The following is a 17,539-nucleotide window of genomic DNA, read 5'->3' as shown; positions in this document are numbered from 1 at the left end:
CCGGCGAGAGCAGCCGTGCCCAGAACAAGGCACAGCGCGGCCGGCGCCGCCCGCAGGCGGCGGCGTTCAACCCGTACGTGCCGTTCTAGCACCCCATCCACGTCGCTTAACCCGTGCCTGGCCTGACCTTAAGGCCTTACCCCTGTCGGCTCGTTTGCGCCCAGCAACTCGACCTGCCCCACGAGGCGCACATCGATGCGCGGCCCCGTACTCCCCTCAACCCAGCCCCGAACTCGAATACGCCTATTCTCCAGGGACTTAAGGCTGATACCGGCACCTTCGAACGCCGGCAGCGTGCGCTTTGAAATAGTCACGGCAAAGCCACGTGTCCAGTTCCGTCCGAAGTTGAGGTAGGTCGTTGCCCCAGCTTGCCGGACCGACAGGACCTTGCCCTCGACCACCGTAAAACGCCCGATCTCCGCCAAAATATCGTCCGGACTTTCCGCGTTTTTTATGGCCGACGGGTCAGCCCAGCTGCCAATTTTTTGGCGCCGTGCCGCGGCTTCTGACGCCATCAGGGAGGCCGCGCAGTCCTTCTCCGCGATCTCGGCCGAGACCATGGCGTCGCCCCGGGCGAGCAGCGTCGCCTGCACCGGGGTGTCGCTTCCGCCGACGAAGACCAGCACGCCCTGGCGGCCATAGCGATCGGGCGTGTCGTCAGCGCTTCGCAGCGTCACGTCGCGGCCGGAGAGCAGCGAGGCCAGCGCCTGCTTCGTCGCCGCTGTCGGCTCGATCCCGCTAAGGCGAATTTCGCGGCCGTCGTCGAGACGCACGCTGCGCGCATCGACGATCGCGGCAACGCGGCCTTCGTCCTGGGATTCGAACTGGCACGGATTGGCGAGCGCGGTGCTTCTCGCGACGAGAAGACATGTGACGATGAGATGAAGCAGTCGCGTCACGTGACCCGGAGAGGTTGCGTTGCAGGCAGATCATAACTCAAGCGCCGTGGGCCGCGAAGAGTCTTCCTCGCAGTGACGGCGCGGAGGCTCCGCATCTCACCATTCCGCTTTGCGGAAAACGCGCGCGGCAATCGTGTGCTCTCAACACCCGCATGCGTGCTGCGCTGTTGCGCATGCGGCAGGATTGCGGCAATAGCGAGAGCGAACAGCTATAGCCATGAGCTATAGCCAAGAGCAATAACCAAGCCGCCATCAGAGTACGGCGCGATAAAGGGAGATCGTTTTCGATGAAGAGACTTTTGCCCAGCATTTTTGCCGCCGCTTTTGCATTGAGTGCAAGCGCGGCGCAGGCTCAGGACAAGCCGCCGCTGAAGATCGGCGGCATCCTCGACATGTCGAGCCTGTATGCCGACATCACCGGTCCCGGCAGCGAGACTGCGGCCAAAATGGCCGTCGAGGATTTTGGAGGCGAGGTGCTGGGGCGCAAGATCCAGGTGCTGGCGGCCGACCATCTCAACAAGGCGGATCTCTCCGCCAACATCGCCCGCGACATGCTCGACAACCAGGGCGTCGAGATGATCTACGACGTCGCGGCCTCCGCGACCGCGCTTGCCGCCGGCGAGATCGCGAAAGCGCGCAACAAGATCATCATGTTCAACGGCCCGGGCTCGATCCGCCTCACCAACGAGGCCTGCGGTCCCTACACCGTGCACTACGTGTTCGACACCTACGGCCAGGCCAACGTGACCGGCCTTGCGGCTGTGAAGTCGGGTCTCGACACCTGGTTCTTCCTCACCGCCGACTACGCCTTCGGCCAGGACCTGGAGAAGGACACCGGCAGCGTCGTGACCAAGACCGGCGGCAAGGTGCTCGGCAGCGTGCGCCATCCGCTCAACACGTCGGATTTCTCCTCGTTCCTGCTGCAGGCCCAGGCTTCCAAAGCCAAAGTCATCGGGCTTGCCAATGCCGGCGGCGACACCGTCAACGCGATCAAGCAGGCGGCCGAGTTCGGCATCACCAAGGGCGGTCAGAAGGTCTCGCCGCTGCTCGCCTTCGTCTCCGATATCGATTCGATCGGGCTCGAGACCGCGCAGGGCCTGTTGCTGGCCGAGGCGTTCTACTGGGACCTCAACGACGACACGCGCGCCTTCTCGAAGCGCTTCATGGAGCGCACCAAGCGGGTGCCGACCTCGGCGCAGGCCGGTGTCTATTCCTCCGTCACACACTACCTGAAGGCCGTGAAGGCGGCCGGCACGACTGACGCTGCGGCGGTGATGAAGGTGATGAAGGAAACGCCGATCAACGACTTCTTCGCCAAGAATGGCAAGATCCGCGAGGACGGCCGCATGATCCACGACATGTATCTGTTCGAGGTGAAGAAGCCGTCAGAGTCCAAGGGCCGCTGGGACGACTACAAGCTGCTCGCCACCGTCCCCGGCAACGAGGCGTTCCAGTCACTGGAGCAGTCGCGCTGCCCGCTGGTGAAGAAGTGACGGCGTGACGTAAGTCACGACGTCATCCCGGGGCTCGCGTAGCGAGAACCCGGGATCCATCGGGCGGCATCGACGGTTGAGAAATGGATTCCGGGTTCGCGACTTCGTCGCGCCCCGGAATGACGGAGCCGAATAACAACAAGGGAGACGCCGCATGAGCAACGACATGGTCCTGCAGAAGCTCGAAGGTGGGCTGCTCACCATCACGATGAACCGCCCGGAGCGGAAGAACGCGCTCAACCCCGAGATGGTCGCCGGGCTGGTCGAAGCGGCGCGGCGCGCGGCTGATGATCCGGAGGTGCGGGCGGTGCTGTTCAAGGGCGCGGGCGGCTCCTTCTGCGTCGGCGGCGACGTCAAGTCGATGGCAGCAGGGCGCGCGCCGCTGCCGTTCGAGCAGAAGCTCGCAAACCTCCGCCGCGGCATGGAGGTCTCGCGCATCCTGCACCAGATGCCCAAGCCCGTGGTGGCGCAGCTCGATGGCGCCGCGGCCGGCGCGGGCCTGTCGATGGCGCTGTCCTGCGACCTGCGCATCGCCTCCGAATCCTGCAAGATCACGACGGCTTTCGCCAAGGTCGGATTCTCCGGTGACTACGGCGGCACCTATTTTCTCACCCAGCTGCTCGGCAGCGCGCGGGCACGCGAGCTCTATCTGATGTCGCCGGTGCTCACCGCGAAGGAGGCACATGCGATCGGTATGGTGACCAGGGTCGTGCCCGACGCCGAGATCGACGCGGCCGCGCACGAGCTCGCGCTGTCGCTGGCGCAGGGCCCGTCAATCGCGCTCGGCTTCATCAAGCGCAACATCAACAATGCCGAGCATCTGGCGCTGGAGGATTGCTTCGACGGCGAGGCGATCCATCACACCCGTTGCGGCGACACCGAGGACCATAAGGAGGCCGCCAAGGCCTTTGTCGAGAAGCGCAAGCCGACCTTCAAGGGCGCATGACGATGGCGCCCTATGTCCGGCTGCGCCAGATCTGCCTGGTCGCGCCGCAGCTCGAGCCCGTCATCACGGATATCGGTCGGATCATGGGCCTCGCCGTCTGCTATCGGGACGGAAATGTCGCGAAATACGGCCTGGAGAACGCGCTGCTCCCGGTCGATACGATTCTGCTGGAGGTGGTTGCGCCGTTCAAGGAGGGCACTACGGCCGGCCGCTTCATCGAGAAGACCGGCGGCCGCGGCGGCTACATGGCGATCTTCTGCTGCAACGATCCGGACGAGCGCGGCCGCAACGCCAACGCGCTCGGCGTGCGCACCGCCAACGTCATCGACCATGCGCCCTATCACGGCGTGCAGCTTCACCCCCGCGACTGCCGCGCCGCCTTCATCGAGTTCAACCACACCGAAGGCAGCGACGACATTCTTGGCGCCTACCCGCCGGCGGGACCCGACTGGCAAAAATTCATCCGCAAGGATGTGACGCAGGCGCTGACGGCGGTGGAGATGCAGAGCCCGGACCCGCAAGGGCTGGCGGAGCATTGGGGCAAGATCATCGGGATTGCGCCGAATGATGAGGCTGAATTGAAGCTGCCCAACGCGACCTTCCGCTTCGTGAAGGGCGCCAGCGAGATCATGAGCGCGCTGGAATTTCGTGTGACCGACGTGGCGCAGGTGCTGCATACCGCCAAGGCAAAGGGGCTCGCGGTCGGGGGCAACGAGTTTCTGCTCAGCGGGGTGACGTTTCGGCTTGGGGCTTGAGCGGTTGCCACACACACCGGTGTCGTCCCGGACAAGCGAAGCGCAGATCCGGGACCCATAGCCACGGGGAGAGGTTATGACGGAATGAAAATTCCGGGTCTTCGCCAAACTCCTCCCTGTGGTTATGGGTCCCTGCTTTCGCAGGGACGACAGGGGAGGTTGTGGCGATGTCAAAGTGATACGGCGAACGCCGCCGCAATCACCGCCCTTTGAAATTCGCGACCCGCCGCTCTTCCGTCGCCTTCACGCCTTCCTTGAAGTCTTCCGTCGCCCGCAACCTGGTCTGTTCGGCGAGCTCGTGATTGGTCGCGGCCATGACGCGGTCGGCGAGGCCGGCGCGCATCGTGGCGCGGGTGGAGAGCAGGCCGAGCGGGGAGCATTCGGCGATCTCGCCGGCGAGCTTCATCGCGGCCGGTTTCACCTGGTCCTGCGGCACCAGCTCATTGGCGAGGCCCCATTTGTAGGCTTCCTCGCCGGTGACGCGGCGGCTGGTGTAGAACATCAGTTCGGCGTTGTTCTTGCCGATCAGCTCCGGCAGCGTCACGGTCAGGCCGAAGCCGGGATGGAAGCCGAGCTTGGTGAAGTTCGCGGAGAAGCGCGCCTCGGGGCAGGTGACGCGGAAATCGGCGGAGACCGCGAGCCCGAGTCCGCCGCCGATGGCCGCGCCCTGAACGGCGGCAACGATCGGCTTCTTGGCGCGGAAGATGCGCACCGCCTGGATGTAGAGATGGTTGATCGGGCCGAGGCTGTCGGCGGGGTCGCCTTTCTTGTTAGCCTCGCGCGCCTCCTGTTCCTGCCGGGCCGGATCGCCGAAATTCGCGCCGGCGCAGAACGCCTTGCCCTGCGCGGAAAGAACGGAAGCACGGATCTCGATGTCGCGGTCGAACTCCTCGAGCGCATCCGCGATCTGGTTGATCAGCGAGATGTCGAAGAAGTTGAGCGGCGGCCGGCGGATCTCGATGTTGCCGACATGCCCGACCTTCTCGACGCCGATATCTTTATAGGTGCTCATGATGATCCTCGATTGAATTAGCGCAAGCCAGATCCGCGCGATTAGCGCAAGCCAAGGCCGCGGGCGATGATGCCGCGCAGCACCTCGGTGGTGCCGCCCTGGATGGTGAGTTTCGGCGCGGTCTTGATCGCGAAGTCGAGCTGCCGCTCCAGCGTCTCGCGGTTGCTCGCGGTCTCCTCGACGAAGGCGGCGAGGTCGCGCACGCGGTGAGGAAGCTGCTGCTCCCAGACCGTGCCGATGTCCTTGACGATGGACGCTTCGACCACCGGCTCCTTGCCGGCCTCCAGCATGCCGGCAACCGAGACCGACATGCGCCGCATGGTGTGGAGTTGCGCCACCAGCCGGCCGATGCCCTCGGCGCTGCGCGTGTCCGGATTGGGACCGACTGCGCGGACGAGCTCGGTCAGTACGTAATAGGTTTCGAGGAAGCGCTCGGGGCCTGAGCGCTCGTAGGCGAGCTCCGAGGTCGCCTGCTTCCAGGCTCCGTCGACCTCGCCGAGCACGTGATCATCAGGGATGAAATGGTCGGTGAAGACGACCTCGTTGAACTCGTACTGGCCGGTGATCTGGCCGATCGGGTTCACCTTGATGCCGGGCTGCTTCATCTTGACCAGGAACTGCGTCAGGCCGTGGCGGCGGTTTTCCTTGGTCGGCGGCGAGGTCCGGAAGATCGCGATCATGTAGTCTGCGATGTGTGCCGATGAGGTCCAGATCTTGGTGCCGTTGATGAGATAGCCGCCGTCGGTCCTGGTCGCGCGCGTCTTCGCCGCAAACAGGTCGGAGCCGGAGTTCGGCTCGCTCATGCCGATGGCAAAGCAGACCTCGCCGCGGCAGATGCGCGGCAGGATCTCCATCTTGATGTTTTCAGGGGCGTATTTCAGCAGCACCGGCCCGCTCTGGCGGTCGGCGACGAAAAAGCGCCGCGTCGGCGCATTGGCGACGCGCATCTCCTCGGTCACCACGTAGCGCTCGAGGAAGGAGCGTTCCTGGCCGCCATACTTTTTCGGCCAGGTCATGCCGAGCCAGCCCTTGGCGCCGACCCGGCGGGAAAATTCCGGCGCGTCGGCATCCTCGCGGTTGGGCTTGTGCGGATCGAAGGTGCCGGCGGCGATTTCCTCGGCGAGGAAGGCGCGCACTTCCTTTCGCAGCTGTTCGCACTTCTCCGGCAGGCGGATCGGATCGAAACGGAGGGCAGCGGTCATTGTGTCTCGTCTCCTGATCAGCGCGACGCCACGAGCGGCCACAATTCGTCGGCGCCGCGGTTTGCGACCAGCCTGCCGAGCTCGACGGCCCAGTAGCTTTCCGAGCCGAAATCGTCGCGCCAGGCCAGCGCCCGCAGCGAATAGCGGTGCAGGATATGCTCCATGGTGAAGCCGATCGCGCCGTGGACCTGATGCGCGATGCCGCCGCCTTTCTCGGCTGCTTCCGCGCAGCGGATCTTGGCGGAGGCGGCTTCGAGATAGACCTCGTCGTTGAAGGATCTTGCGTTGGCGATCGCGTCGGCGGCCGACGTTGCCGCTGCAAGCGCCGCGGCGGACTCGCCGGCAAGGCGCGCGAGATTGTGTTGCACGGCCTGGAATTTCGAGATCTTCTTCTCGAAGGCGACGCGCTCGTTGGAATAGCGCACGGAGATATCGAGCATCGATTCCAATGCACCGGCGATCTGAAGGCTGCGTGCGACGCCGCCCATCAGCATCAGCGTGCTCTGGTCGCAGCCCTTCGGCGCGGGTTTGATGATGATGGGCTGGACCTTGTCGAGCGTCACGGTATCGCTGTGGTCGTAGCCGACATTGAGCCCGGCCTCGATCCGCGTCCTGGCCGCATCGACCAGCGCGATGGAAACACCGTCCTTGCCGTGCGCCAGCACCGCGAAGTGCCTCGCTGTCTTCGCGAACGGCACGCCGCGGGCACGTCCGGAGAGCGCGCCATCGGCATCGAGGCTGATGCGGTCCTTCGGCGAAGCCGGCAGCACCGTCATCTCGCCTTCGGGCGATGAGATCCTGGCCTGCGCCAGCAGCCACCCCGCCAGCATGGTCTCGGCCAGAGGCACCGCGACCGCGAAGCGGCCGGCGGCGTTCAGCAGCGCAAAGCCATCGGCGAGGCTCGCGCCGGAGCCGCCGAGATCATCGGGCACCCAGGACAATGGAAGGCCCGCCTCGCCCAGCGCCCGCCACAGCGGCGCCTGCCACGAATCCTTCTTGTCGTTGTTGATGGTTTGCGGATCGGCGAGATCGGCGAAGATTTTCTCCGCAGTCTCGACGACGATATTGTCACTCTCCGCCACAGCGTTCCCCGTGTCTTGCCATTGGCGCATCCCGTTCCGTAGGCGGGTGCGCGGTCTCTTCTTGCGCCCGATGATCGGAAAAAGCCATGGCCCTGACAAGCGTTGACCGCAGGTCAACCTGCGGCGCGGGCATGGGCGCAAGGGCCAACAGGAGGCTAATTCCGCTTAGCGGAGTTTGCTCGATTTGCAGGGCGCGGCAAACTCGCTAAAGAAGACGCCAACGTCAGAACAGGGGAAGGAATTCGGGATGGCAGAGGACAGTCTGTGCGCAATCGTGACAGGATCGGCATCCGGCCTCGGCGCGGCGACCGCGGAGATTTTCGCGCGGAGCGGGGCGCGGCTCGTCATCAACTATTCGTCGAGCCAGAAGGACGCCGAGGCCACGGCCGAACTCTGCCGCAAGGCCGGCGCGGCGGAGGTCCTTGTCGTGCAGGGCGACGTCTCAAAGGATGATGATTGCCGCAGGATCGTAGCTGCCGCTGCGCCCTGGGGCCGGCTCGACGTGCTCGTCAACAATGCCGGTACCACCAAGCATGTCGCTCACGCCGATCTCGACGGATTGTCGGCGGAGGATTTCCAGCGGGTCTACGGCGTCAACACCATCGGCCCGTTCCAGATGGTGCGCGCGGCGCGCAGCCTGCTCGAGGCGGGCGCGAAGGCTTCGGGGCGTCCGTCCGCGGTGGTCAACGTGTCCTCGGTCGCCGGCATCAGCGGTGTCGGCTCGTCGATCGCGTACGCCGCGAGCAAGGGCGCACTCAACACCATGACGTTGTCGCTGTCGCGTGCGCTGGCGCCGCTGATCCGCGTCAACACGGTATGCCCCGGCTATATCGACACGCCCTGGTTCACCAAGGGTCGCGGCGAGGCAGGGGCCAAGCAGGTGCGCGATAGCGTTGTCGCAAAGGTGCCGCTGAAGGTCGCCTCGCGCGCAGAAGACATCGCGCAACTCGTCTGTTTCCTGGCGATGCCGGCCTCCAGCAACATGACCGGCGAGGTCGTGCGCATGGATGCGGGGATGCACTTGATCGCGTGATTGGGTGTCTTGTCGCTGTGACGCTCCAATGGTGCGGCCAACACGGGTGTCATCCCCGCGAACGCGGGGATCCATAACCACGGGGAGGAGTTGCTGCGCGACTCTGATCACTCCGAGTCTTCGCCAAACTGCTCCCTGTGGCTATGGGTCCCGGATCGGCGCGCGCTTAGGGCGCGCTTGTCCGGGACGACACCGAGTGTGATCACCCCTTGATCACGCCGCTCGCCACCAGCCGGTGCCAGATGAACAGCACCACCACCGCGCCGATCGTGGCCATGATGAAGCCGGCGCCCTGGTCGGGGCTGTAATGGCCGATGGCCTGGCCGATGAAAGTCGCCAGAAATGCGCCCGCGATGCCGAGGATGGTTGTGAGGATGAAGCCGCTCGGGTTGTTCGGTCCCGGCGCCAGCCAGCGCGCGATGAGACCGGCGACGAAGCCGACGACGATGATCCACAACAGGCCGCCCATGCTCATGAGTGTGCTCCCCTTCCCGAGAACGCTTCGAGCATGATCCGGAGAAGTGTGTCGCGGTTCTCCGAATAGATCATGCTCAGACCAAGAAGTTCAGATTCGGCCCGAGATTTCGTTCTCGGTCGGCAGCCGTCCGTCCGGCGTCAGATGGTCGATCACCTGCGGCAGATATTGGCTGAGGCCGGAGAGCAGTTCCTCGCGTGACAGGCCGCTCTGGGCGGATAGGCTGTCGATCTGGTCGGCGCCGAGCGCGCTGGCGAGATCGCCCGGTGCGATCGGCTTGTTCTCGCCCCTGCCGACCCAGGAATTCGCGGCTTCGCCCTGGCCGCCCTGCTGGAGCTGGTTGAGGAGATCGCCGAGCCCACCGCTGAGCACGGTGCCGGCCGCGCCGCCCGCGAGCAGGCCGCCGAGGCCACCTTTGAGCAAATCGCCGAGACCGCCGCCGGGGCCGCCCGCATTTGCCTGCGTCGGAGGCGGTAGCGGCGACCGCGGTTGCGGGGCAGGCGCCGCACCGGGCTGCTGGCCTGCCGTCAAATGCTTGAATGCCTTCCAGGCGAGCAGGCCGAGCAGCGCCATGGTCATCGGCGACATGCCGCCGGAGGATTTCTCGGAGCTCGGTGTGCTCGGGCCGCGCGGGCCGTTCTGCATGCCATTGAGGACGTCGAGTAGACCCATGGTGCTCTCCTTTGGCCTCTGGTTCGGCGAGCGCTCGCCGCTGACTGCCCCCGGAGCGAAAACATATGGGGCACGCATGACCGTTACAAGTCGGATGCACCGCGATTGGTTGCCGGCCTGGCCTCTGCTATCGAAGGCGGGCCGTTCAGGTTGAGCAAGGCGAGTTATGACAAATCGACCGATCGTAGTCGCCGGCGCGGGCGCCATCGGCTGTTTCGTCGGCGGCATGCTGGCGGCCGCCGACCGCCGCGTCGCGCTGCTGGTGCGGCCGCGGGTGAAGACCGAGATCGAACGGTTCGGCCTGCTTCTGACCGATTTCGACGGCTCCGAGAAGAGGCTCGGTGCGGGGCAACTGGCGCTGTCGGAGGATCCCTCGATCTTCCACAGCGCCGGCATCGTGCTGGTGACGGTGAAGAGCGCCGACACCGCCGCTGTCGCCGAGCAGATCGCGCAGCATGCGCCTGAGGATGCCGTCATCGTCTCGCTTCAGAACGGCGTCGGCAATGTCGCTGTGCTGCGCGAGCGGCTCGGCGGCCGCCGCGTGCTGGCCGGCATGGTGCCGTTCAACGTGATCGCGATGGGCGGGGGCCGCTTCCACCGCTCGACCTCCGGCGACATTCATATTGGGGAGGATGCGGAGAACACGGCCGGAAAGCTCTCGGTCGCCGGCCTCACGATGCGCGCGAGCGGCGACATCACCGGGGTGCAATGGGGCAAGCTGATCATCAATTTGAACAATGCGCTCAGCGCGTTGTCGGACTTGCCGCTCGCCGCGCAACTGGCGAACCGCGACTGGCGCAGATTGTTCGCCGACCAGATGGCCGAGGGGCTCGCCGCGCTGAAGGCGGCCGGCATCGCGCCGGTCTCGGCGACGCCGATCCCGATGAGCTGGTCTCCGGCCTTGCTGCGGCTGCCCGATGCGATCTTCAATGCGATCCTGGGACGCACGATGAAGATCGATCCCGAGGCGCGCTCCTCGATGTGGCAGGATCTGAAGCAGGGCCGCAGGACCGAGATCGACTATCTCCAGGGCGCGGTCATCGCGCTCGCCGAGCGGAACAATGTCAGCGTGCCGCTGATGCGCCGCATTGTTGCGCTGATCAAGGAAGCTGAGGCGGCCGGCAACGGCCCGCTGCGGCTGACGCCGCAGCAGATTCGCGGGTCGGCGTGAGTGCGAAGGAGGAATGCAATGAAGCGTGGCTTGATGATCGGGCTTGCACTGGCCGCGCTTTGCGCCGCATCGACGTTCGCCTACGCCAGGCCGCCGACGGTCATGAACTCGCCCGGCTATGACAGGCGGTTGCAGGAGAGCAGGTCGCAGTTGGGTGGTTCGCCGACGGTAACGGAGCCTGCGAGTACGCCGGTGGCCAAACCGAAGCAGGGCAAGAAGAAGCGCACGAACTGACGCTGCATTCTCCGCTGTCGTCCCGGATCTGCGCTTACGCTTGTCCGGGACGACAGCGGAGTGTTTGGCCCCAGTTCAGCCCTTCTTCGCGGGCTTGCTCGGGGTCGGGTTGAACAGCTTCTTCAGATCGTTCAAGCTTTCCGATAGCCGCGGCCATTCGCAGGAGAACGAGCCCTTGGTGCAGGGCGCGCCCTTCGGCCTCGGGCCTGCTGCCTGCTGGACCTTCGGCCGCTCGACCGGAATAGGCACGCGCTCGACTTCGGTTCGCAGTGCAACCTGCTGAAGCTGCTGCACCAATTGCTCTTGCTGCTCGCGCTGCTGGCGAGCGGTGGCCTGGGCCGCTTCATTGCTGCGGCGCTGGCTGGCGAGATAGGCGGTGTAGGCTTCGTCGATCTTCTTCTGTTCCTCCGGCGTCGGATTGGGGCCGGCGATGTCGAAGGTGCGATCCTGAAGGAAGTCGTAATAGGAATAGCCGCCGCCCGGCTTGCGGCGGCCGGCAAACTTGGCGTTGCAATCGGCAAGCGCGGCAGTCTTCTCGGATTTGGTTGCGGCCTTCTCGGCGGCGTCGGCGCATTCCTCGAAATCGACCGGCGCGCGTTTCCACCATTGCGCCTCGGCGTGCGCATGCGTCAGCAGGAGAGACCCTGCTGCGGTCACAAGAAACAGCGCCGCACGACGCGATGTAGCCACGGCCGACATTCTACGAGAGCATTCCTTGCAAGACTCAACCCGAACTGAGTCGAGACGGATTTTTGCCCCTTTATCGCCGCCTTGTCACCCATGGAACTCGGAAATTTCATGGCTGCAATGCTGACATTTTGTGCTTGACGTGGCGCCGGAGTCACCGCGCCCTGCCGGCAGACTGTTACACTCATGCCGTGAGCGCCTCACTCCCGAGGCGTCGCCAAGAAGACGAAGTGGAAACGCCTGATGCTGCTGCCCCTGTCCGACGTGCCGCGCTGGTACGCTGAACGCAAACCGCATGGCACGATCGCCATCCGTCACGGGCAGGACACGCTGACCTGGGACGAGCTCGAGCGTGGCGCCAACCGGCGCGCCCGGGCGTTCGCGGCCAGGGGCGTCAAGCCCGGCGATTTCGTGGCGATCGGCTTGCCGAACGGCAACACGTTCTTCGAGACCTCCTTTGCGGTATGGAAGTGCGGGGCGACGCCGACTTCGCTGTCATGGCGGCTGCCGCGCGGCGAAGCCGCCGCGGTGCTCGATATTCTGAAGCCGACGCTTGTGGTCGGCGGCGAGGCCGACTGGAATGCGCCGAACCGGCTGGCTGCGGACTTCGTGCCGGAAGGTTTCTCGGACGAGCCGCTCAATGCGCCGGTGGCGCGCTACTGGAAAGCGATGACCTCAGGCGGCTCGACCGGCCGTCCCAAGGTGATCCTCGACCATCAGCCGGCGGTGACCGACACGGTCGCCGCGCCGCCGCTCAACATCCCCTTCGGGGTTTCGCTGCTCAATCCCGGCCCGCTCTACCACAATGCACCGTTCATCGTGTCGCATTACGCCCTGTTCGTCGGCGGCAAGCTCACCGGCCTTACCAAGTTCGATGCCGAGGAGACGCTGCGCCAGATCGAACGCGAGCGCGTGCAATGGGTCAATTTCGTGCCGACCATGATGCACCGGATCTGGGCGCTGCCGGATAACGTGCGCAACGCCTACGATGTGTCGAGCCTGCAGACGGTCTTCCACATGGCCGCGCCGATGCCGCCCTGGCTGAAGGAGAACTGGATCGCCTGGCTCGGGCCCGAGCGGATCTGGGAGCTCTATGGCGGCACCGAGCGCCAGGGCGCCTGCATCATCTCCGGCACGGAATGGCTGACGCACAAGGGCTCGGTCGGCAAGATCGGCGACATGGCGAAGCTTCGCATCATCGGCGAGGACGGCAACGATGTTGCGCCCGGGGAAACCGGCGAGATCTACTTCCTCAACAATGACGGCAAGGACGCCACCTATCACTATCTCGGTGCCGAGCCGAAACGTCGTGCCGACGGCTGGGAGTCGCTCGGCGATATCGGCCGGCTGGATGCGGAAGGCTATCTCTATCTCGGCGACCGCCTCGCCGACATGGTCTTGCGCGGCGGCGCCAACATCTATCCGGCCGAGGTCGAGGCCGCGGTCTCTGCCTGCCCCGGCGTGCGCTCCTGCGTCGTGGTGGGCTTGCCCGATCCGGAATTGGGCCAGCGTGTCCACGCCATCATCGAGCCGGAGCCCGATGCCGACGGCCAGGCCATCGCCGACGGCATGGCCGGCTTCCTGAAGGACAGGCTGAGCCGCTACAAGCATCCGGAAAGTTTCGAGTTCGTCGGCGCTCCGCCGCGCGATGATTCCGGTAAAGTCCGCCGCACGCTGTTGCGCGATGAGCGCGCGGCGTGGATGAAGGAGGGGCGCACCTTCCGGATCTTGCCTTCGAAGGCGCGGGCGCAGGTCGAGTAAGACAAACACGGAAGGACTGACATGACGATCACCATTGCGGCGAGCAGCGTGCCGAAGCCGCCGGCCGATATCATCGAAGGTTTCAGGGGCGCGTCGACGTCGGTGATCTCGGACAATCTCGCCCGGCTGCCGGGCGCGGTGGGCGTGAAGCCCTATCACCGCGGCGGCAAGCTGGTGGGGACCGCCTTCACCGTGCGCACGCGCCCCGGCGACAATCTCGCCATCCACCGCGCGCTCGACCTGGTCGGCCCGGGTGACGTCATCGTGGTCGACGGCGGCGGCGACGAGACGCGGGCGCTGGTCGGCGAGATCATGAAGAACATCGCGCAGTGGCGCAAAGCCGAAGGCTATGTGATCGACGGCGCGATCCGCGACGTCGCGGCTTTCGCGGCCGACGACTTTCCCTGCTTTGCGCGCGCGGTGATCCATCGCGGTCCCTACAAGAACGGCCCCGGCGAGATCAACGTGCCTGTCACCATCGGCGGCAGCGTGATTTCGCCCGGCGACATCGTCGTCGGCGACGAGGACGGCGTGGTCTCGTTTCCCGCCGCCGGTGCCGCCGCGCTGCTGGACGCGGTGCGCGCCCAGGTCGCCCGCGAGGAGGAGACGCTGAAGGCGATCCGCGAGGGCCGCTACCAGGGTTCTTATGGCAAAGCCTGATCAGACACGCGTGAAGGGGAGGGTGGTGTGAGCCAGAAGGACGAATTCCACAACGTCGACGATGCCAGCGATGGGCTGTTCCGCGAGCTCGCAAGCGGAGTGACCACGCGCATCTTCTCCGGCGAGCAGGCGATGCTCTCGGTGGTGACGCTGGCGCCGCATGCGCAGGGCACGCTGCATCACCATCCCGAGGAGCAATGGGGCGTGCTGCTCGACGGCTCGGCCATCCGCGTCCAGGGCGACGAGGAGATCCCGGTGAAGAAGGGCGATTTCTGGCGCACGCCGGGCAACGTGCCGCACACCATGCGCGCCGGCCCCGACGGCGCCCGGGTGCTGGACATCTTCAGTCCGCCTCGGCCAGAATACAGAAAACCAGGGTCGGGTTTCGGAACGACCTGAAGCGCCAAAGAGCAAAAGCCGGGCGCGGAGACACAAGGGAGGGGACGATGACGATCACAAGACGGGCGCTGCTGACAGCGCCCGCTATTCTCGCAATCGCGCCAGCGGCGGCGCAGGCCGGCAAGATTACACTGGTGGTGCCGTTCCCGCCGGGCGGCTCGACCGACGCGATGGCGCGGCTGCTGCAGAGCAATCTGCAAACCAAGCTCAACCGCATCGTCGTGGTCGAGAATAAATCGGGCGCAGCCGGCGCGCTCGGCGCGGCGCAGGTCGCCAAGAGCCCGGCGGACGGCTCGACCTTCCTGGTCACGTTCGATTCCCATGCGGTGATCCCGGCCATCCTCGACAAGCCGCCGGTCGATGTCGAGCGCGAGCTGATGCCGGTGCTGCTGATCGGCACCGCGCCTTACGTGATTGCCGCGGGCGCCGGCCGTCCCTACAAGAGTTTTGCCGACGTGGTCGCGGCCTGCAAGGCGACGCCGGGCGCGGTGAAATATGCCTCGGTCGGCATCGGCACGCTCGGCCATCTCGCCATGACCGTGCTCGGCAGCAAGGCCGGGGTCGAGATCATGCACGTGCCCTATCGCGGCGGTGGCCCTGCGATGAACGACGTGCTCGGCGGCCATGTCGACCTGATCGCGGGATCGGCCGCGCTGGTCGCCGCCCAGCTCGGCACCAACATGCTGCGTCCGATCCTGCAGCTCGGCCGCGAGCGGCTGCCGGCGCTGCCTGATACTCAGACCGCGATCGAGGCCGGCTTTCCCGACTTCGAGACGCTCGCCTGGTGGGGCATCTTCGCCCCCACGGGCACGCCGCCGGATGTCGTCGCGGCCTTCGCGGCAGCGTCCAAGGAGGTCCTGAGCGAGCCCGCGACCGCTGCCCAGCTCAAGGACACCCAGCACATGACGCTGCTGCTCCAGGACGGCGCGGCCTTCAAGACCTTCTTCGACAAACAGGTCGCCACTTGGAGCAAGGTGGTGAAGGACAACAATATCAGAGCATGAGATGCCGCTGCCCGGGATTGCCATCCCGGGTCCGATGTCAGGTCCGGTGCGCTCGCGCGGGCCTGAGCCTCAGAGCATCCTGCCAACGATCTTTGTCATATCCGCTGCCGAAAACGCGCGCAGCGTTTCGGTGCGGACGTTGCCGAGTGCGCTGATACTAAGGCTGAGCGACATCGCGGCAGCCTCATCTGGAGCCTCGAGAACGGTCACAACGTCATATCGTCCCTGCGTCCAGACGATCTCTTTCACAGTCACGCCGAACGTTTTGGCCATCTCCTTGAAGGCGTCGGCCCGCTTCGGCGAGTCCTTGACGTTGCGGGCTCCCTGATCCGTGAAGTTTCCCAGCACAACATAGGTTACCATGGTCGTCCTCCCTGGTTAGAGCATGAGGAAACCGCGCGGAGCTTGCCACGGCGGCTGAGACAGCGCTAGCTGCGCGTTGGAACGTCAGCAGATGCGACTTATTCGGTCAGGACAACGGCCGTGCGAAACTGAGCTCATGGCCGTCGGGGTCGGTGAGATGGAAGTAGCGCTCACCCCATTCGGCATCACGGGGCGTGGTCGACGGCTGCCATCCCGCAGCGCGCGCCTGCTGATAGGTCGCGTCCACGTCGGCGACATGGAAGATGACGCGGCCCCACCAGGACCAGCGCTTGTCGTCCGGCTGCGCCGTCAGGTTGAGATAGCCGCTGCCGGCGCGAAAGCTCGTGAATGCCGCGGCCTCGCCGCCATAGAGAAGCTCGAACCCGAGCGAGCGGTAGAAGTGCACGGCGCACGCCATGTCATGGGTGCCGAGCGTGATGGCGCTGATGCTCTCGATCATGTGGGCTGCTCCGCCGAGAGGGACCTGGAGGCGATTGTATAGCCGCCCTGTTCAGGTTGACGATGGCTTGGCCCGCCTGACGGCTGGCGAACCGCATTTTGCTCTGCTATGAGGGGGCCGAACCCGCTCCTCCGGGTTCCGCGGTCCCGTAGCTCAGCCGGATAGAGCGACGGTTTCCTAAACCGTAGGTCGGAAGTTCGAGTCTTCCCGGGATCGCCATTCTCATTTTTCCCTCGTATCGCGTATCAGGCCGGGATCCGCGCAAAGCGCTTGCGATACTCGGCGGGCGTCACGCCGACATGGCGGGCGAACGCGCGGCGCAGCGTGTCCGCGTCGGCAAAGCCGCAATGCAGGGCCACTTGCTTGGGCGCTTCGTTTCCGAGCTCCAGCAGGCGTCTCGCGGCGTTGACGCGGGCCTCCTCGACCCAGGTTGCGGGGGTGATTCCGACTTCGGCACGGAATAGCCGCGCAAAGTGACGCGGGCTGATGTCCATGCGCGCCGCGAGGCTCGCGACGCTGTGGTCCAGTCCAGGATTGGCGGCAACCCAGCGCTGTAGTTCCTGCAGTGCGGCACGGCCAGCGGGGACGGTCTCGCCCTTGCGGCTGAACTGCATCTGTCCGCCCGGGCGCTTGAAGAACATGACCAGCTGGCTCGCAACCTTCATCGCCGTCTCGCGCCCGAGATCCTCCTCGACGAGAGCGAGCGCGAGATCGAGCCCCGCAGTGACGCCGGCAGCCGTGCGAAGCTTGCCGTCGGTGACGTAGATCGCGTCCCTGTCCACGGTGACTGACGGGTATTTTTCGGCAAGTCGGTCGGCGACTGCCCAGTGTGTCGTGACTCGTCTGCCGTCGAGGAGGCCCGCCGCTGCAAGGAAGAAGGCGCCGCTGCAAACCGATCCGAAGCGCCGGGTCCTGGTCGCCCGCCGGCGGAGCCAATCGGTCATCACGCCGCCTGCCGGCACGTCGGCGGCGTGCGGGCATCCCGCGATCAGCAACGTGTCGATGCTCTCCTGGAAACCGCGATCGATGATCCGGTCCGGCATCAGTCGCACGCCTGAAGAGCTGTGGATCGGGCCGGGCGCCGCCCCCGCCACCAAAAGCACATAGGCCTGATGGCCGGCCTGCACGTTGGCCTCGGCGAAAACGTCGAGCGGCCCCGCCACGTCGAGAAGCTGCACCCCGGGCAACGCTACGATCACAACTGTCCTCGGTTTCGGCTTCCCGCTCATGT

The 17,539-nt window shown here is 65.6% G+C and carries 20 protein-coding genes and 1 tRNA gene; 11 read left to right on the top strand and 10 right to left on the bottom strand.

Annotated features, from left to right (window positions below):
- Positions 1–128: 128 nt before the first annotated feature.
- Positions 129–890: a thermonuclease family protein gene (locus IVB23_RS18755; protein ID WP_247804931.1), complete on the bottom strand. Its 762-nt coding sequence runs from the start codon at positions 888–890 to the stop codon at positions 129–131.
- 296 nt (positions 891–1,186) lie between these two features.
- On the opposite strand from IVB23_RS18755, the gene IVB23_RS18750 reads away from it, so the two are divergent.
- The 3 genes from IVB23_RS18750 (at position 1,187) to IVB23_RS18740 (ending at position 4,093) form a co-directional block, all read left to right on the top strand.
- A complete protein-coding gene (locus tag IVB23_RS18750; protein ID WP_197969292.1) occupies positions 1,187–2,392 on the top strand; it encodes an ABC transporter substrate-binding protein in 1,206 nt (401 codons plus the stop codon).
- A 154-nt stretch (positions 2,393–2,546) separates the two neighbouring features.
- A complete protein-coding gene (locus IVB23_RS18745) occupies positions 2,547–3,338 on the top strand; it encodes an enoyl-CoA hydratase (RefSeq protein WP_247804627.1) in 792 nt (263 codons plus the stop codon).
- 2 nt (positions 3,339–3,340) lie between these two features.
- Positions 3,341–4,093, top strand: coding sequence for a hypothetical protein (locus tag IVB23_RS18740; protein WP_247804930.1), 753 nt, complete (start codon positions 3,341–3,343; stop codon positions 4,091–4,093).
- A 199-nt stretch (positions 4,094–4,292) separates the two neighbouring features.
- Here the strand turns inward: IVB23_RS18740 and IVB23_RS18735 are convergent, their stop codons facing one another.
- From IVB23_RS18735 to IVB23_RS18725, 3 genes are read right to left on the bottom strand one after another with little or no spacing between them, the layout of a single operon-like run.
- A complete protein-coding gene (locus IVB23_RS18735) occupies positions 4,293–5,105 on the bottom strand; it encodes an enoyl-CoA hydratase/isomerase family protein (protein ID WP_247804625.1) in 813 nt (270 codons plus the stop codon).
- Between the two features lie 41 nt (positions 5,106–5,146).
- Positions 5,147–6,307: an acyl-CoA dehydrogenase family protein gene (locus IVB23_RS18730; protein WP_247804623.1), complete on the bottom strand. Its 1,161-nt coding sequence runs from the start codon at positions 6,305–6,307 to the stop codon at positions 5,147–5,149.
- Between the two features lie 17 nt (positions 6,308–6,324).
- Positions 6,325–7,389, bottom strand: coding sequence for an acyl-CoA dehydrogenase family protein (locus tag IVB23_RS18725; RefSeq protein WP_247804621.1), 1,065 nt, complete (start codon positions 7,387–7,389; stop codon positions 6,325–6,327).
- Positions 7,390–7,636: 247 nt separating this feature from the next.
- On the opposite strand from IVB23_RS18725, the gene IVB23_RS18720 reads away from it, so the two are divergent.
- Entirely contained in the window at positions 7,637–8,422 is a 786-nt protein-coding gene (locus IVB23_RS18720; protein ID WP_247804619.1) for an SDR family oxidoreductase, read from the top strand.
- A gap of 202 nt (positions 8,423–8,624) precedes the next feature.
- Here IVB23_RS18720 and IVB23_RS18715 read toward each other — a convergent pair whose 3' ends face one another.
- Both IVB23_RS18715 and IVB23_RS18710 read right to left on the bottom strand, forming a co-directional pair.
- The gene (locus IVB23_RS18715) at positions 8,625–8,897 is read right to left on the bottom strand and encodes a GlsB/YeaQ/YmgE family stress response membrane protein (protein ID WP_196236584.1); all 273 of its coding nucleotides are present in this window, start codon (positions 8,895–8,897) and stop codon (positions 8,625–8,627) included.
- 90 nt (positions 8,898–8,987) lie between these two features.
- Positions 8,988–9,569: a YidB family protein gene (locus tag IVB23_RS18710; RefSeq protein ID WP_197969298.1), complete on the bottom strand. Its 582-nt coding sequence runs from the start codon at positions 9,567–9,569 to the stop codon at positions 8,988–8,990.
- 166 nt (positions 9,570–9,735) lie between these two features.
- Here IVB23_RS18710 and IVB23_RS18705 point away from each other — a divergent pair, with 166 nt between their 5' ends.
- Both IVB23_RS18705 and IVB23_RS18700 read left to right on the top strand, forming a co-directional pair.
- Entirely contained in the window at positions 9,736–10,740 is a 1,005-nt protein-coding gene (locus IVB23_RS18705) for a 2-dehydropantoate 2-reductase (RefSeq protein WP_247804617.1), read from the top strand.
- An 18-nt stretch (positions 10,741–10,758) separates the two neighbouring features.
- Complete coding sequence (locus IVB23_RS18700) at positions 10,759–10,974, top strand: hypothetical protein (protein WP_247804615.1); 216 nt, start codon at positions 10,759–10,761, stop codon at positions 10,972–10,974.
- 75 nt (positions 10,975–11,049) lie between these two features.
- On the opposite strand, the gene IVB23_RS18695 is transcribed toward IVB23_RS18700, so the two are convergent.
- Positions 11,050–11,673 carry a hypothetical protein gene (locus IVB23_RS18695; RefSeq protein WP_197969300.1) on the bottom strand — a complete coding sequence of 208 codons (624 nt, stop codon included), beginning with the start codon at positions 11,671–11,673 and terminating at the stop codon, positions 11,050–11,052.
- Positions 11,674–11,904: 231 nt separating this feature from the next.
- On the opposite strand from IVB23_RS18695, the gene IVB23_RS18690 reads away from it, so the two are divergent.
- Genes IVB23_RS18690 through IVB23_RS18675 form a run of 4 tightly spaced genes read left to right on the top strand, consistent with a single transcriptional unit; the run spans position 11,905 to position 15,485 of the window.
- Positions 11,905–13,422: an AMP-binding protein gene (locus tag IVB23_RS18690; RefSeq protein ID WP_247804613.1), complete on the top strand. Its 1,518-nt coding sequence runs from the start codon at positions 11,905–11,907 to the stop codon at positions 13,420–13,422.
- A 21-nt stretch (positions 13,423–13,443) separates the two neighbouring features.
- Positions 13,444–14,082, top strand: a complete 639-nt coding sequence (locus IVB23_RS18685; RefSeq protein WP_247804612.1) for an RraA family protein — start codon at positions 13,444–13,446, stop codon at positions 14,080–14,082.
- Positions 14,083–14,109: 27 nt separating this feature from the next.
- Positions 14,110–14,481 carry a cupin domain-containing protein gene (locus tag IVB23_RS18680; RefSeq protein WP_061882583.1) on the top strand — a complete coding sequence of 124 codons (372 nt, stop codon included), beginning with the start codon at positions 14,110–14,112 and terminating at the stop codon, positions 14,479–14,481.
- Positions 14,482–14,528: 47 nt separating this feature from the next.
- The gene (locus tag IVB23_RS18675) at positions 14,529–15,485 is read left to right on the top strand and encodes a tripartite tricarboxylate transporter substrate-binding protein (RefSeq protein WP_247804610.1); all 957 of its coding nucleotides are present in this window, start codon (positions 14,529–14,531) and stop codon (positions 15,483–15,485) included.
- Between the two features lie 69 nt (positions 15,486–15,554).
- Here IVB23_RS18675 and IVB23_RS18670 read toward each other — a convergent pair whose 3' ends face one another.
- Both IVB23_RS18670 and IVB23_RS18665 read right to left on the bottom strand, forming a co-directional pair.
- Positions 15,555–15,848, bottom strand: coding sequence for a GYD domain-containing protein (locus IVB23_RS18670; RefSeq protein WP_197968994.1), 294 nt, complete (start codon positions 15,846–15,848; stop codon positions 15,555–15,557).
- Positions 15,849–15,954: 106 nt separating this feature from the next.
- Positions 15,955–16,308, bottom strand: a complete 354-nt coding sequence (locus IVB23_RS18665; RefSeq protein WP_061882580.1) for a VOC family protein — start codon at positions 16,306–16,308, stop codon at positions 15,955–15,957.
- A gap of 142 nt (positions 16,309–16,450) precedes the next feature.
- Between IVB23_RS18665 and IVB23_RS18660 the strand changes: the two genes are divergently transcribed.
- Positions 16,451–16,527: transfer RNA gene (locus IVB23_RS18660), tRNA-Arg, on the top strand.
- 26 nt (positions 16,528–16,553) lie between these two features.
- Here the strand turns inward: IVB23_RS18660 and IVB23_RS18655 are convergent.
- A complete protein-coding gene (locus IVB23_RS18655; RefSeq protein WP_197968995.1) occupies positions 16,554–17,537 on the bottom strand; it encodes a GlxA family transcriptional regulator in 984 nt (327 codons plus the stop codon).
- Between the last annotated feature and the right edge of the window lie 2 nt (positions 17,538–17,539).

The sequence above is a fragment of the Bradyrhizobium sp. 191 genome (assembly GCF_023100985.1).
Classification (GTDB): Bacteria; Pseudomonadota; Alphaproteobacteria; order Rhizobiales; family Xanthobacteraceae; genus Bradyrhizobium; species Bradyrhizobium diversitatis.
The sequence above is the reverse complement of the archived record's forward strand: the minus strand, read 5'-3'. Positions and strand labels throughout refer to the sequence as shown.